The following is a 15,425-nucleotide window of genomic DNA, read 5'->3' on the forward strand; positions in this document are numbered from 1 at the left end:
CGAACCATCCGTCGGCGTCCGGTGCAGACTGGGCCTTGACCCGTTCGGGGTTCAAGGCAGCAGGTCGACCATAACGGATCGTCCGCAGAGGACGGGCCGGGGTTGCGAGTTCTGCGCCCGGCCCTGTCTCGCGAGCGTGCAAACGCGGTCTGCCCATCGTGAGAGGGGCGTGCCGCAGGTCAGGGCAGATGACGGGGCAAGCGACGCCGCACGTATCATCGGTGAAGCGTTCAATCCTGCGGAATGGCGCCGGGCGTTTCGTCCGCTGGGCCGCTCCGAACCGCGTTCCTGTCCAGACCGACCTCCCCCTCCTGCAACATGCCGGCTCCGGCCGGCGCTTCAGCGGCGCCCACGCTCGCGGCAGCGGATTTGCTTCCGCTGCCTCGCGGGCCTTGGCGGCGGCCGCGCCTATGGAAATTTCTGATGGCCAACAAAATGCTCATCGATGCCACCCACCCGGAAGAGACCCGGGTCGTGGTGGTGCGTGGATCACGCGTCGAGGAATTTGATTTCGAGTCCGCCAGCCGCAAGCCTCTCCGCGGCAACATCTATCTCGCCAAGGTGACCCGGGTGGAGCCCTCGCTCCAGGCGGCCTTCGTCGAGTATGGCGGCAACCGCCACGGCTTCCTCGCCTTCTCCGAGATTCATCCGGACTACTACCAGATCCCGGTCGCCGACCGGCAGGCGCTCCTCGATGACGAGGCCCGCGCCGAACGCGACGAGGAGCGCGACGAGGAGCGGCGCGAGAAGCGCGGCCGCCGGCGCGGCCGTGGCGACCGCGACAACCGTGCCAAGAAGGCGGCGGCCGACGAGACGGTGACGGCAGAGGTCGAGGCCGAAGCCAACGGCGACGAGCGCGTCGAGACCGACGGCAAGGAAGCCGCCATGGTCAACGAAGGCGCGCCCGCCTTCGGCGAATCCTTCGCCCCGGACGTCGCCGAGTCGGCGACCGAGGACGCCGCTGAGAACGCAGCGCCCCTGACCTTCGAGACCGTGGCCGCGCCGCAGCTCGACGCCGGCGAAGAGAGCCGCTCCGAGGAAGCTCAGGCCGAAGCCCGCAAGCCGGGCGAGGACGAGAACGGCGAGGATGAGGGCGACGAGCATGAGGAGCAGCCCGAGCAGCTCGGCGGCGGCGACGCCCTCGACGACATGCCCGAGCGCCCGCAGCGTCATTCCCGCCGCCAGTACAAGATCCAGGAGGTGATCAAGCGCCGCCAGATCATCCTCGTCCAGGTCGTCAAGGAAGAGCGCGGCAACAAGGGCGCGGCGCTCACCACCTATCTCTCGCTCGCCGGCCGTTATTCGGTGCTCATGCCCAACACCGGCAAGGGCGGCGGCATCTCGCGCAAGATCACCAATGCCGAGGACCGCAAGCGCCTGAAGGAGATCGCCCAGGAACTGGAGGTCCCGGAGGGGATGGGCCTGATCCTGCGCACGGCCGGCGCCTCGCGCACCAAGGTCGAGATCCGGCGCGACTACGAATATCTCATGCGGATGTGGGAGAGCGTGCGCGAGCTGACGCTCGCCTCCGTGGCGCCCGCGCTGGTCTACGAGGAGGGCAACCTCGTCAAGCGCTCGATCCGCGACCTCTACAACAAGGACATCGACGAGGTTCACGTCGCCGGCGATGAGGCCTATCGCGAGGCCAAGGATTTCATGCGCATGCTCATGCCGAGCCATGCCAAGAGCGTGAAGCCCTATCGCGAGCAGACCCCGCTCTTCGCGAGCTTCGGCGTCGAGAGCCAGCTCGACGCGATGTTCTCCAACACGGTGACGCTGAAGTCCGGCGGCTACCTCGTCATCAACCAGACGGAAGCGCTGGTCGCGATCGACATCAACTCGGGTCGCTCGACCCGCGAGCACAATATCGAGGACACCGCCCTCAAGACCAATCTCGAAGCGGCGGAGGAGATCTCCCGCCAGCTGCGCCTGCGCGACCTCGCCGGCCTCATCGTGATCGATTTCATCGACATGGAGGAAAACCGGAACAACCGCGCCGTCGAGAAGAAGCTGAAGGAGTGCCTGAAGGACGACCGCGCCCGCATCCAGGTCGGCCGCATCTCGGCCTTCGGCCTGCTGGAGATGTCGCGCCAGCGCATCCGCACCGGCGTGCTCGAATCCTCCTCGGTGCCCTGCCCGCACTGCGCCGGCGCCGGCATGATCCGCTCGACCCCGTCGGTCGCGCTGCAGATCCTGCGCGCGCTGGAGGAGACGCTGATCAAGAGCGCCTCGCACAACCTCACCGTCCGAACCCGGCCGGAGGTCGCGCTCTACGTCCTCAACCAGAAGCGCGCGCATCTGGCTGATCTCGAAAACCGCTTCGCGATTGCGATCACGATCTCGACCGACCCGAATCTGCTCGGCACCCGCTATTTCGAGGTCGAGCGTGGCGAGTTCGTCGGCAACGAGGCTCGCGTGGTGCCGTCTCCGTTCAAGGCGGAAGCGATCGCCGCCGATGTCGACGATGAGGCGCTCGATGCCGCCGCCGAGGCGGCAGCCCTCGATGCCGAGGCAGGCGACAGCGAGACCGCGGCCGGCGACGCCCAGGGCGAGCGCGGCGATGCCGAAGGCCGCGATGGCCGCCGCCGCCGCCGTCGCCGCCGCCGGCGGCGGGGTGGCGAGCGTGACTCGCAGGGCCTTCAGGGCGAGGGTTCCGCTGGCGAGGATGGCGAGAGCGACGACGAGGCGGACGATGACGGCGAGGATGCCGCCGCCGAAGCCGTCGTGGTCGAGGTTGCTGCCGAGGCGCCGGTCTCCGAGGTGACTGAGCCGGTTGCCGCCGAGGCGGCCGCACCTCCCGCCGAGGAGGCCAAGCCGAAGCGCAGCCGCGCCCGCAAGCCCAAGGCGGCCAAGGAAACGGAGACCGCCGAGGCTGCCAAGGCCCCCGAGGCTGCCGAGCCGGTCGCGGCAGAAGCCGCCCCGGCCGAGAAGCCGAAGCGCAGCCGGTCGCGCAAGAAGGTCGTACCGATCACGGAAGACGGCGCACCGGCCGCCGCGCCTGCGGCGTCCGAAACTGTCGCCGAAACGCCTGTCGAAGCGGCCACCGAGCCGATGGCCGGCGAGCCGGCGCCTGCACCTGAGCCGGAGGCGCCCGCCCCGCGCGCCCCGGCGGAGGAGCCCGTTGCGGTTGTCCTGACAGAACCGGATCCGACGCGCCCGAAGCGTGGTGGTTGGTGGAACCGCCTCGCCGGCCGTTCCTGAGCCGAGGCGACATCCTACGAATGAAGAAGGCCCGCTGTCCTGCAGCGGGCCTTTTTCTTGGAAAGCTCCGTTGGCGGCGACCGCGAAACCCGGCATCGTCCTCAGGTCGCGTGATGGTGCCTTGACGGAGTTCGCATGCCCCCGCCACGCCGCCCGGAACGTCTCGCTCTGACAGCCCTTGCGGTGGCGGCGCTCCTTGCGCTTGCCGTCCTCGCCTGGCGTGCCGCCGGCTGGTTCGGCGTCGGCGTCCTGGGTCTTCTCGTCCTGTTCCTTTCGGTGCGGGCCGAGCTGGACGGCGACCGCGCCGTCGGCTCGCAGATCACGCCCGGCCTCTACGCCGAACAGTTTCGCGTGGAGACGGAAGCGGACCGGAGCACGAGCGCAGGCCGCCGCACCGAGCGGCGCGCAATGATTTCGGCGGCGCGCCAGGCACGCTTGTTCGGGGCCGCTCTGGAGATCGCCGGTTTCGGTCTGTTCCTGCTGCTCTGAGCGCTCAGCCAGCCGCGGGTGCAAGCGGTGTCGGCGGCGGCACGGCCGAGATCGCCGCTGCGGCACTGGCCCCGGACTTGTTGTCCTGGTCGCCGCCGCGCACCGTGACGGCATTCGAGGCGAAGGGGATGCGGGCATCGTTCAGCGCCCGGTAGACCCGCTTCAGCGCCTCGCGCTGCAGCATCGAGGCCTGGTTCGGCTTGCCGGTGAATTTGAGCCGGATGACGATGGCGGTGTCGGTGATGTCGGCCACGCCCTGCATCTTCAACGGCGCGATGAAATGCGGCCCGTATTCCGGGTCCTCCATCAGGGCGATGCCGGTCTTCTTGATCGCCTTGCGCGCCTGTTCGAGATCGGCCGAATGGTCGAGGCGGACGTTGAACTTCACCGTCGCCCAGTCGCGGCTGGCATTGGTCAGCGAGGAAATCTGGCCGAACGGCACGGTGTGGATCTGGCCGCTCTGGTGGCGGAGCTGGATTGAGCGCAGCGAGATCTTCTCGACCGTGCCCTTGAGCCTGCCCGTATCGACGTATTCGCCGACGCGGAAGGCGTCCTCCAGCATGAAGAACACGCCCGAGACGATGTCGCGCACCAGCGTCTGCGAGCCGAAGGAGAAGGCGAGGCCGAGAATGCCGAAGCCGGCGAGCAAGGGGCCGATATCGACGCCGAGCCGGGCGAGCACGACGAGCACGGTGAGGCCGATCACGGCGCCGAGGACGACGCCGCGCAGCACCGGCAGCACCGTGGCGAGGCGGCTCGGTACCGCATCGCCATGAATCTCTTCATCATCCCCCATGGGACCGACGACGTGGCGCTTCGGCGCATAGGCATCGAAAAAGGAGCGCAGGAAGACCAGGGCCACCCAGCCCGCGAAGCCGAGGAAGGCCACGCCCGCCGCCTGACGCGTGAAGGCGGTGAACTGGTCCGAGCTGACCCCCAGCAGCAACCCGGCCCAGAGCCGGGCAATGATGAAGAAGCCAGCCGCCCAGATCACTCCGACTGCCGCGGCTCCCACCGCGGCCCCGCCAGCCTGCGTCAGCGGCGTCGCGCTGCCGGACATCTGGCGATGCATGGCGCGGCAATGCAGCAGGCTGGAGATGCCGACGACCAGGATCGGCAGGATCACCAGAGCGGCCTCGGTCAGGGCCGCGGCCTCGGCCCAGCGCCCGCCATTCGACATCATCGCCGCCCCGGCCTCGACCGCCCAGAGCAGCGCCGTCGTGGCGATGTAGAACCAGGCTATCCCGGAGGCGAAGATGCGCCGTACCGGGCCGGGCGTCTCGGAGCCGGAGAGCACGAGGGCCGCGAGGTCGTGGCGCATGTCGTGAAACCACCACAGCTTGAACGCCGTCGTGGCGAAACCCGTGAGCGTGATCAGACCGGCCGCCGGCAAGGGATCGTGGCTGATGTGGTGGGTCAGCAGGATGGCGACGACGACGATCGGCGTAAAGATGGCATAGAGGGTCAGCAACCGGAAGTGGCGCTCGGTCCTCGGCAGCGGCATGATGCGCCGTTCCGGCACGCCAGGCGACAGCAGGAAACGGCCGATGGCGATGTAGAAAGCCCCGATCGCGGCGCCGTTGGCGGCCGTCGTCAGGCTGATCGAGGCGAGGTCGTTTTCAGGCAGCCAGGTATTGCGCGCGATCCGCACGACCAGCAACGCCAGTATGATCGTCAAGACGTCCTGGGCGAGACCATAGGCCGAAGCGACGAAGCGCGGCGTGAAGGCCGGGCCGGCGGGCACGCGCTTGCGCGCGAACCAGCCGGCCAGAGCGATCCGGACGGCCAAGGTCAGCGCCAGCGCCAGCGCCACGATCAGCAGGATCCGCCAGCCGGCCGAAAGCCCGGTTCGCCCGTTGACGTTCCTCGCCCAGGCGGACTGCCAGTCCCCAGGCAGCTCGGCGATGCTGGGGATGGCCTTGTTGCCGTAGCTGACGCCTTCCACGACCTGGTCGAGCAGCGCGTCGATCTGTCCGGACAGCATGTCGTCGCCGGTCGCCGGCATCGCCACCGGCGCGGGTTTGGCGGGCTTTGCCGGCTTGGCACCTTTCGCGGGCTGCTCGGCGGGAACCGGAGTCTCGGGCGCGGCCTGCGGCGCGGTTCCCGACAGCCGGATCTCGACCTGCCGTCCCCCGGCCGACAAGGCGTTGACCATCCTGGCGATGGTGTCCGCCGTCTCGTCGCCGCGCAGGGTCAGGACGATCGGCGCCTCGGCCCGCGCCGTGGGCGCCGCGAGCAGGGCGAAACAGGCCACGAGCAGCACGGCCACCCGCTTCAGGACCGTCAGGCCAGCCATGCCATGTTTCATGGACGTCTCCGATCGGCGGCCACCGCCCCCGCGGCCCGCCCGGTGAGAGAATGCTGACCTTCCGGGAATTATGGCAAGAGCCAGTTGCGGCCTGGGCTTCAGCGGGCCCCGAGCCAGCCTCCGAGGCGCGCAACAGCCTCCTCGCATTCGGCGAGCGAACCGGCGAAGGAAAGCCGGACCGTCCGCGCCCCGCGCCCCTCGTCGAAGTCGAGGCCGGGCGTGATCGCGACACCGGCCTTTTCGAGAGCGTCGCGGCAGAAGCTCATCGAATCGTTCGAATGCCGGCCGATGTCGAGATAGATGTAAAAGGCACCGTCGACGGGCAGGAAATCGCCCAGGCCGATCTGCGGCAGGGCCTCCAGCAGGAAGGCGCGGTTGGCGGCATAGCCGGCCTTGATCGCTTCGCATTCCTCCGTCGCGTCGAAAGCCGCCTCGCCGGCCACCTGGCTGAGATAGGGCACGGAGATCGAGAAATTCTGCTGCAGGCGCTCGATCGTCCGCACCAGCCGCTGCGGCACGATGAGCCAGCCGACGCGCCAGCCAGTCATGCAGTAGTACTTGGAGAAGGAGTTGACGATGATCGCGTCGGGATCGGCGGCGAGCGCCGTGGTCGCCGGCGCCTCGTAGGTCAGGCCGTGATAGATCTCGTCCGAGATGTACCACAGCCCGAGCTGGCGGCAGCAGGCGGCCACATCGGCGATCGCCTCGGGCGACATCACCACCCCGGTCGGGTTGGCGGGGCTCATGGTCAGTACGCCGGCCAGCGGCTTCTCGCGATGCGCCCGCTCGATCAGCTCCGGCGTCAGCGCGAAGCGGGTCTCCGGTCCGACCTCGATCGCGACGGGCTCCAGGCCGAGCGCGATCAGGATGTTGCGATAGGCCGGATAGCCCGGCGCGGTGATCGCGACACGCGCGCCGGGCTGGAAGCAGGCGAGAAAGGCGAGGATGAAGCCGCCCGACGACCCTGTCGTCACCACGACGCACTCCGCCGCCACCTCGACGCCATAGCTCTCGCGATAGTGACGGGCGATGCGAGCCCTCAGCGAATCCGTCCCCAGCGCCTGGGTATAGCCGATCCGTCCGTCCTCCAGCGCGTGCGAAACCACCGTTCGGATCGAGCGCGGCGTCGGCGCCGAGGGCTGCCCGACCTCCATGTGCACGACCGAGCCGCCCCGGCGTTCGATCGCCGCGGCCTGGCTCATCACGTCCATGACGATGAAGGGCGCGACACGGGCGGCCCGCTCGGCGAGAGCCGGCAGGCCGGCCGGCGGCATTGCTTCGGGCGGAAGGGCTGGCTTCTGCATCGTCATGTCCGGTTCGGGCGGTCCGCCGGCGGGCGTAGCCGAGGCCGCCCTCGCCTGCAACCGCTGGCAAAGCTGTGATTTGACGCTAGCCCGCCGAACCACCACAAGCACGGGCTGAACCGCTTCTGTGCGGGCGTCCCTTTCGGGATGCCGCAAGCGAAAGGATGACGAGATGGCTTTCCCGACCTTCACCAGCCTGACGCGCGCCTGCCTGCGCCCCGCCGGGCTCGCGCTCGGCCTCTGGCTCGCGTCGGTCGCCGTCCCCGCGATGGCGCAGGGCCAGCCTCCCCTGACCACCGAGCAGCGCAAGGCGATCGTCGACCTCGTCCGCGAAACCATCGTCAAGAACCCTGAGATCATCCAGGACGCGCTGGTCGAGCTCGAGCGCCGCAACACCGTGGCGCAAGCGGAGGCCCAGCGCAGCGCCGTCTCGGCGGAGAAGGCCAGGCTCACCGATCCGGCTACCTCGGTGATCATCGGCAACCCGGAGGGCGATCTGACCCTCGTCGAGTTCATGGACTACAATTGCGGCTTCTGCAAAAGGGCGATGCAGGACGTGACCGCCCTGTCCAAGGCGGACCCGAAGCTGAAAGTGGTGCTCAAGGACTTTCCGATCCTCGGCCCCGATTCGGTCGAGGCGAGCCGCGTCGCCATCGCGGTCAAGAACCAGCTGCAGGGGCCGAAATACTTCGATTTCCACAACCGGCTGATGGGCGTCAAGGGACGGGTCAACGGCGCAAAGGCGCTCGAGATCGCCAAGGAACTCGGCGTCGATGTCGAGCGCGCCCGCAAGGACATGGACGCTCCCGCCACCAAGGCTTCGATCGAGGACACGGTGGCGCTGGGCGACCGGCTGGGCCTGACCGGCACGCCGGCCTTCGTCATCGGCAACGAGGTGGTCTTCGGCGCCGTCGGCCAGGAGGCGCTCAAGCAGAAGCTCGATTCCGTGCGGCGCTGCGGCAAGACCGAGTGTGCGGGCTGAACCGTTTCGGCGCGCCCCGCCCCTGCACGAGCCGGCGAGGAAGCCTTCAGGCTTCCCCTGCCGGCTCGCAGCGTTTATGAGGACGGCGTCCGCCGCCTCGCGCGGTCCCTGGAATCCACGTCCTTCATGGTCGCCCAGCCTGTGCCGCATGGCTCTCCCCTCGTCCTAACGACGCGATCCAGCCGCGGACACCCCGCTGCTTCATCCTGTCGTCCGGAGCCGAGGACCGGTGCGACCCCGGGGACGAACCCCGCGGCATTCGCCGCCTGAACCGAAACGACCGGGATGACGGCGCGACCGTCGCCCCGAGCACTCATCCGAAGAAGACGGTGACATCCGCCATGGCGACCAAGAGCCCGATCGATCCAGACCTCGTCCGCGAGCTCGCCGAGCTGCTGAACCAGACCGATCTCACCGAGATCGAGGTGGAGAAGGGCGATCTGCGCGTGCGCGTCGCCCGCAGCCTCGCGACGACCGTTCACGTGCCGGCTGCCGCGCCGCTGCCGGTGGCGGTCGCCGCTCCGGCTGCTGCCCCGACGGCCGAGCCTAAGCCGGGCGCCGCCCATCCCGGAGCCGTCACCTCCCCCATGGTCGGCACCGCCTATCGCCGCCCCTCGCCCGAGGCGAAGCCCTTCGTCGAGATCGGCACCATGGTGAAGCAGGGCGAGCGCATCCTGCTCGTCGAGGCGATGAAGACCTTCAACGACATCGTCGCGCCCCGCGCCGGCAAGGTCACCGCCATACTGGTCGAGGACGGCCAGCCGGTGGAGTACGGCGAGCCGCTGCTGGTGATCGAGTGAGGGCGGCACGCAACGACGGCGAGATCAAGATGTTCGACAAGATCCTGATCGCCAACCGCGGAGAGATCGCGCTGCGGGTGCTGCGCGCCGCCAAGGAGCTCGGCATCGCCACCGTCGCGGTCCATTCCACCGCCGACGCCAACGCCATGCATGTGCGCCTCGCCGACGAGAGCGTCTGCATCGGCCCGCCGAGCGCGCGCGAAAGCTATCTCAACATCCCCGCGCTGATCGCCGCCTGCGAGATCACCGGCGCCGATGCGGTCCATCCCGGCTACGGCTTCCTGTCGGAGAATGCCCGCTTCGCCGAGATCCTGGAGCAGCACGACATCACCTTCATCGGTCCCAAGGCGGAGCACATCCGTAGCATGGGCGACAAGATCGAGGCCAAGCGCACGGCCAAGCGCCTCGGCATCCCCTGCGTGCCAGGCTCCGAGGGCGGCATCTCCGACGACGCCGAAGCGCTGAAGATCGTCCGCGAGATCGGCTTCCCCGTCATCATCAAGGCGGCGTCCGGCGGCGGCGGCAAGGGCATGAAGGTGGTGCGCAACGAGGAGGAGCTTTCGGTCCTGCTCGCCACTGCCCGCAGCGAGGCCAAGGCCAATTTCGGCGATGACGCTGTCTATATCGAGAAATATCTCGAGAAGCCGCGTCATATCGAGATTCAGGTGCTCGGCGACGGCCGTGGCAACGCCATCCATCTCGGCGAGCGCGACTGCTCGTTGCAGCGCCGCCACCAGAAGGTCTGGGAGGAAGGCCCCTCGCCTGCCCTCAATGCCGGCGAGCGCGACCGCATCGGCGAGATCTGCGCCAAGGCGATGTCCGAACTCGGCTATCTCGGCGCCGGCACGATCGAATTCCTCTATGAGGACGGCGAGTTCTATTTCATCGAGATGAACACCCGCATCCAGGTCGAGCATCCCGTGACCGAGATGATCACCGGCATCGACCTCGTCAACGAGCAGATCCGGATCGCGGCCGGCGCGCCGCTCTCGCTCAGGCAGGCGGACATCGTCATCGAGGGCCACGCCATCGAATGCCGGGTCAATGCCGAGCACCCGGCGACCTTCCGTCCCTCCCCCGGCCGGATCCAGTCCTTCCACACGCCGGGCGGCCTCGGCGTCCGCGTCGATTCTGCGGCCTATCAGGGCTACATGATCCCGCCGAACTACGATTCGCTGGTCGGCAAGCTGATCGTCCACGGCCGCAACCGCGACGAGTGCCTGATGCGCCTGCGCCGCTCGCTCGACGAATTCGTCGTCGACGGCGTCGATACCACGCTGCCGCTGTTCCGGACCCTGGTGCGCAACCCGGACATCCTCAACGGCGACTACAACATCCACTGGCTCGAGAAATTCCTTGCGGCCGGCGGCATGGACGAGCCGCAGGCCTGAGCGAACGCCCGTCGGAATCGAGAAAGCCCCCCGCATCGCGAGGGGCTTTTTTGTTGAAGCGATCCGGCCTTCGCCGGATCAGATCGTCTCGAGCAGCCCCTTGATCAGGGCCTGGCGCGGCGCGATCGACGCGATCGACGCATATTCCTGCAGCGTATGCGCGCCATCGCCGTCGATGCCCAGCCCGTCGAGCGTCGGCACGCCGAGCGCCGCGGTGAAGTTTCCGTCGGAGCCGCCGCCCGTCATCGGGCAATCCTGCAGATCGAGACCGATCCCGGCGGCAACCTCGCGCGCGACCTCGAACAGAGCCGCGACCGCCGTCGACTTCTCATAGGGCGGCCGGTTCATGCCGCCGGTGATCCGGATCGTCACGTCCGGATCATGCGGCTTCAGGCTGAGAATGCGATTCTCCATCATCGCGCCGTCGGCAAGGCTCGTGACGCGGCAATCGACGCTGAACCAGGCATGCTGCGGAATGACGTTCGCAGCCGTGCCGCCGCCCATCAGCGCGACGCTGGTGGTGATGCCGCGGGCATAGTCGGTCATCGCCTCGACCGCCAGGATCTGGTGCGCCGCCTCGCGGATGGCGCTGCGACCGTCGGCATGGCGCGAGCCGGCATGGGCAGGACGTCCTTCCAGCTTGACCTCGAAGCGGCCGACGCCCTTGCGGGCGGTCACGATCTTGCCGCCGAGCCGGGCCGGCTCGGTGACCAGGACGGCGGCCGCGCCCCGCCCGATCTCCTCGATCATGCCGCGGCTGGTCGGCGAGCCGATTTCCTCGTCCGGCGTGAACAGGAACACCATCGGCCGCTTGGCCGTGCCGGCCGTCGCCACCTGCTTGAACGCCTGCAGCGCGAGCCAGGCCCCGCCCTTCATGTCGTAGACGCCCGGCCCGTAAAGCCTGTCGCCTTCGATGCGCACCGGCAGGTCCTTCGCGCTCGTGCCGACCGGGTGGACGGTGTCGAGATGCGACATCAGCGCCACGGTCGGCTTGCCGTTGTCGGCGCCGGCCCGCAGCGCCACCATGTCACCGAGCCCGTTCCGGCCGGCGATCCGTTCGACCGCGATCGGCAGGCCCGCGACCTCCCGCGCGACCAGGTCCATCATGCCGTTGACCCCGGCCGGATGATTTGTGGGACTCTCGAGCGCAACCCAGATGGAGAGCGCGGCGGCGGCATCGGCTTGTGTCATGGCTCGATCTATCACGAAGATGCCGCCGCGGAACAAGTGCCCCCAGGAGGGCGCAGGCGCGCCGCGGACGCATGGCGCCCCGGGTCCCGGCGGCCATGGCGACCAACCTGATCGCGATTGCCCCGCCGGCCGCCTTACGCCGTTCTGCAAAGCCGGCATCGCCGGAAAGCCGCCCCGCGCCACCAGGCAAGCCGGTGCAGCGGCGGCGCAGAGATGCCGACGCTGCGGGAAGTGGCCAGCCTCCGGAAGCGTCTCCTGCAGCCTTTCCGACGGCGCGGCACAACGAGGTCGGCGTTTCGTGCAGCCTTCCACCGTCGATCCGCATTTCTACTCTTGCCAAGGCGAGACGCATTGATTAGACCCCGGCTCACCAACGCGGCGCGGCATCGCAAGCGCCCGATCGTTGGGGGATCGTCTAACGGTAGGACCCCAGACTCTGACTCTGGTTGTCTAGGTTCGAATCCTAGTCCCCCAGCCACTTCCCTAAGTGGCCCATTCTCAAGACAAAATCTGGATAGCTGTAGCAGCCGAGTGACGTGTCATCGGGTCTCGCTCGCCGGGCTTCGCTTACGCCGCGCCATGTCAAGCAAGGCACCGTCGCCGAGCGCTCCTTCACCCCAGACGGGCGACGTTCCGCAGGTCCTCGGCCGTCGTCGAGGGCAGGCCGAAGAACTCGAGATAGGCGGGAATCTGCTCGAAAAGCATGTCCTTGCCGACCTGGACCGCACATCCCCGCGCGCCCGCCGCGGCCAGGAAGGGCGTGATCTCCTCCGCCATCACCACCTCGCCGACAAAGGTCGCTGCATCGAGACGTGCGATGTCGAGCGGCAGCGGGTCGCCGGGCTTCATGCCGAGCGGCGTGGCGTTGACGACGATGTCGAAGCCGGCAGGATCGTTCGAGCCGAGCGAGAGAGCGAGCGCCGGGTAGTGGCGCAGGAGCCTCGCTGCCAGTGCCTCGGCGGCGGCGCTGTTGAGGTCGTAGAGCCCGAGCGCGCTGACGCCAGCCTTGGCCAGCGAGGCGGCGATGGCGGATCCGACCCCCCCTGAACCCAGCACCAGCGCCCGCGCCCCGGCGATGACGCGGCCCTTGCGGAGCATGCCGCGCACGAAACCCTCGCCATCGAACATCTCGCCGGTCAGCCGGCCGTCCGCCTCCCGGCGCACGGCGTTGCACGCCCCCGCGATGGCCGCCGTCGGCAGCACCTCGTCGACCAGGCCGGTCGTCGTGACCTTGTGCGGCATCGTCACAAGCGCTCCCTGGATATTGGAGAGCCGGAAGACCAGCTTGAGAAACGCCGGATAATCCTCGGACCGGCACCCCATCGGAACGACGACGGCGTCGATGCCCTCCCGCTCGAAATAGGGATTGTAGATCATTGGCGCCTTGAAGCTCTCGGTCGGATAGCCGAGATGGGCGATCAGCCTTGTCGTGCCGGTTATCATGCCGCGCTCGCGGCAGGTGCGGACAGGGCGACGGTCTCGCCGGAACGGGCGGCGCGCTTCACCGCATCGATCACCGCCAGCGTCGCGAGGCCCTCGCGGCCCGACGCGATCGGAACCGCGCCATTGCGGATCACGTCGCAGAAGTGCTGGACCTGACGCGCGAGAGGATCTTCCGGAACGAAAGGCACGCGCTCGCGCACCAGCGGCTCCCACCAGCTGCGCTTGTCGCGGTTCGACCAGACTTCGAGCTGCGGGATGGTCAGCGCGCCATGAGTGCCGCCGATCTGGTAGCAGGACTGGTCCTGCTGCGGATAGGCGGGGTTCTCGCCCGTTGTCAGCTCCCAGCTCCACGGCGCGACGATCGTGTCGGAGACGGAGATGGTTGCGAGCACGCCGCTGGCGAAGCGCAGCAGAATCGCCGCCGTCTCCTCCGCCGCATGGCCCCTGACGGCATTCGCGCTCAGCGCCTGGACCGAGACGACCTCGCCGCAGAGATAGCGGAACAGGTCGACGTCGTGGATCAGGTTGAGCAGGATCGGCCCTGCGCCGTCCTCCCGCCGCCAGGCGGTGTCGAAATAGTCGTCCGGCTTCATCAGCCAGAAATGGCCGTGAATGGCCAGCACGCGGCCGAGCCGGCCGCTGTCGACGATCTCCTTGGCCTTCGCGATCATCGGATTGTAGCGCCGGTGATGCCCGGTGAGCAGCGCGACCCCTGCCCTCTCGGCCGCTTCGACGAGACGTCGGGCGCCGGCGAGATCGTCGGCCAGGGGTTTCTCGACGATGGCGGGAATACCGGCCTCGATCGCCTCGAGACCGTTCGCGACATGGAGCTGGTTCGGCGTCGCGATGATGACGCCCTCGGGCCGGTCGGCTGCGACGAGCTCGGCGAAGCTGCGATACCAGCGCGTGCCCAGCCGCTGCGCCAGCTCGCGCCCGCCGTCGGACGGATCGACGATCGCCGAAAGAAGCGCACCCGGCTCGCGCGCGACATGCTCGGCGTGGCGCTTGCCGATCAGCCCGGCGCCGACGATCGCGAGTTTGACCGGTGCCATGGTCAGCTCCGTTGAATTGCACCCGAGCGCGGCATCACTTCGCCTCGTCGATCAGCGTCGCGATGCGCCGGAGCCCGAGCTGATAGCCTTGCGTGCCGAAGCCGGCGATCACGCCGTCGGAGCGCAGCGAGACATAGGAATGGTGCCGGAAGGCCTCGCGCTTGTGCACCTGCGAGATATGGCACTCGATGACCGGCCCTTCGAAGGTGTTGAGCGCGTCCAGCAGCGCGACCGAGGTATGGGTGAAGGCGGCCGGATTGATGACGATGCCGGCGCCGTCCTCCCGGGCCTCGTGGATCCAGTCGATCAGCTCGTATTCGCGGTTGGACTGGTGGAAGCGCAGCTCCAGCTTCAGTTCCTCGGCGAGCTTGCGGCAGTCGCGCTCGACATCGGCCAGGGTCTCGTGCCCGTAGATGTGCGGCTGGCGCTTGCCGAGCAGGTTGAGGTTCGGTCCATTGAGGACATAGACGAGGCGGGACATGGAACGCGATCCGTGGCTGATGTGACGATCTTCAGTGCTTCTGCAGGATCTCGCCGAGGAACTTGCGCGTCCGCTCGTGGCGCGGCGCGCTGAAGAACGCCTCGGGCGGCGCCTCTTCGACGATCGCCCCACCCGCCATGAAGATGACGCGGTCGGCGACCTGGCGGGCGAAGCCCATCTCGTGGGTGACGCAGATCATGGTCATGCCCTCTTCCGCCAGCGCGATCATCGTGTCGAGCACTTCCTTGACCATCTCGGGGTCGAGCGCCGAGGTGGGCTCGTCGAAGAGCATCACCTTCGGCTTCATGCACAGCGCACGGGCGATCGCGACGCGCTGCTGCTGCCCGCCCGAGAGCTGGGCGGGGTATTTTTCAGCCTGCTCCGCGATCCTGACCCGCTGCAGCAGTTCGCGGGCCGTCGCCTCGGCCTGCGCCTTGCCGACGCCGAGCGAGCGCATCGGCGCCAGCATGCAGTTCTGCAGCACGGTCATATGCGGGAACAGGTTGAAGTGCTGGAAGACCATGCCGACTTCGCGACGCACCGCGTCGATCGTCCTGGCATCGTCTCCCAGCCTGGTGCCGCCGACCCGGATCTCGCCCTTCTGGTAGCCCTCCAGATGGTTGATGCAGCGGATCAGAGTAGACTTGCCGGAGCCGGACGGCCCGCAAAGCACGATCTTCTCGCCCTTGCGGACGGACAGGTTGATGTCGGTCAGGGCCTGGAAGTCGCCATACCACTTCTCGACATGGAACATGTCGATCATGGCGTTCGCTGGCGCGGCGG

12 protein-coding genes and 1 tRNA gene are annotated in these 15,425 nt (G+C 68.3%); 6 read left to right on the forward strand and 7 right to left on the reverse strand.

The window, feature by feature from the left end; translation table 11 throughout:
- Positions 1-423: 423 nt before the first annotated feature.
- Both BGO20_RS05955 and BGO20_RS05960 read left to right on the forward strand, forming a co-directional pair.
- The gene (locus BGO20_RS05955) at positions 424-3,201 is read left to right on the forward strand and encodes a ribonuclease E/G (protein WP_291661917.1); all 2,778 of its coding nucleotides are present in this window, start codon (positions 424-426) and stop codon (positions 3,199-3,201) included.
- A 135-nt stretch (positions 3,202-3,336) separates the two neighbouring features.
- Positions 3,337-3,690 (forward strand): hypothetical protein, encoded by a 354-nt coding sequence (locus tag BGO20_RS05960; protein ID WP_291661915.1) that lies wholly within the window; start codon positions 3,337-3,339, stop codon positions 3,688-3,690.
- A gap of 4 nt (positions 3,691-3,694) precedes the next feature.
- On the opposite strand, the gene BGO20_RS05965 is transcribed toward BGO20_RS05960, so the two are convergent.
- Complete coding sequence (locus tag BGO20_RS05965) at positions 3,695-5,986, reverse strand: mechanosensitive ion channel family protein (RefSeq protein ID WP_291661914.1); 2,292 nt, start codon at positions 5,984-5,986, stop codon at positions 3,695-3,697.
- 110 nt (positions 5,987-6,096) lie between these two features.
- Positions 6,097-7,302 (reverse strand): pyridoxal phosphate-dependent aminotransferase, encoded by a 1,206-nt coding sequence (locus tag BGO20_RS05970; protein ID WP_465245997.1) that lies wholly within the window; start codon positions 7,300-7,302, stop codon positions 6,097-6,099.
- Between the two features lie 172 nt (positions 7,303-7,474).
- On the opposite strand from BGO20_RS05970, the gene BGO20_RS05975 reads away from it, so the two are divergent.
- The 3 genes from BGO20_RS05975 (at position 7,475) to accC (ending at position 10,475) form a co-directional block, all read left to right on the forward strand.
- Positions 7,475-8,284: a DsbA family protein gene (locus BGO20_RS05975; RefSeq protein ID WP_291661913.1), complete on the forward strand. Its 810-nt coding sequence runs from the start codon at positions 7,475-7,477 to the stop codon at positions 8,282-8,284.
- A gap of 341 nt (positions 8,285-8,625) precedes the next feature.
- Positions 8,626-9,084 carry an acetyl-CoA carboxylase biotin carboxyl carrier protein gene (gene accB, locus BGO20_RS05980; protein WP_291662585.1) on the forward strand — a complete coding sequence of 153 codons (459 nt, stop codon included), beginning with the start codon at positions 8,626-8,628 and terminating at the stop codon, positions 9,082-9,084.
- A 29-nt stretch (positions 9,085-9,113) separates the two neighbouring features.
- The gene (accC, locus tag BGO20_RS05985; protein WP_291661911.1) at positions 9,114-10,475 is read left to right on the forward strand and encodes an acetyl-CoA carboxylase biotin carboxylase subunit; all 1,362 of its coding nucleotides are present in this window, start codon (positions 9,114-9,116) and stop codon (positions 10,473-10,475) included.
- Between the two features lie 78 nt (positions 10,476-10,553).
- Here the strand turns inward: accC and BGO20_RS05990 are convergent, their stop codons facing one another.
- Positions 10,554-11,666, reverse strand: coding sequence for a M20 family metallopeptidase (locus BGO20_RS05990; protein ID WP_291661910.1), 1,113 nt, complete (start codon positions 11,664-11,666; stop codon positions 10,554-10,556).
- Between the two features lie 404 nt (positions 11,667-12,070).
- Between BGO20_RS05990 and BGO20_RS05995 the strand changes: the two genes are divergently transcribed.
- A tRNA-Gln gene (locus tag BGO20_RS05995) sits at positions 12,071-12,144 on the forward strand.
- 134 nt (positions 12,145-12,278) lie between these two features.
- Here the strand turns inward: BGO20_RS05995 and BGO20_RS06000 are convergent.
- From BGO20_RS06000 to BGO20_RS06015, 4 genes are read right to left on the reverse strand one after another with little or no spacing between them, the layout of a single operon-like run.
- Positions 12,279-13,109, reverse strand: a complete 831-nt coding sequence (locus BGO20_RS06000; RefSeq protein WP_291661908.1) for a shikimate dehydrogenase family protein — start codon at positions 13,107-13,109, stop codon at positions 12,279-12,281.
- A complete protein-coding gene (locus tag BGO20_RS06005) occupies positions 13,106-14,161 on the reverse strand; it encodes a Gfo/Idh/MocA family protein (RefSeq protein ID WP_291661907.1) in 1,056 nt (351 codons plus the stop codon). The genes BGO20_RS06000 and BGO20_RS06005 overlap by 4 nt, the downstream gene beginning before the upstream one ends.
- A 34-nt stretch (positions 14,162-14,195) precedes the next feature.
- The gene (gene aroQ / locus BGO20_RS06010) at positions 14,196-14,642 is read right to left on the reverse strand and encodes a type II 3-dehydroquinate dehydratase (protein WP_291661906.1); all 447 of its coding nucleotides are present in this window, start codon (positions 14,640-14,642) and stop codon (positions 14,196-14,198) included.
- Between the two features lie 31 nt (positions 14,643-14,673).
- Entirely contained in the window at positions 14,674-15,405 is a 732-nt protein-coding gene (locus tag BGO20_RS06015; RefSeq protein WP_291662583.1) for an amino acid ABC transporter ATP-binding protein, read from the reverse strand.
- Between the last annotated feature and the right edge of the window lie 20 nt (positions 15,406-15,425).

It is taken from the genome of Allobosea sp. 67-29, from assembly GCF_001898115.1.
Taxonomy (GTDB): Bacteria; Pseudomonadota; Alphaproteobacteria; order Rhizobiales; family Beijerinckiaceae; genus Allobosea.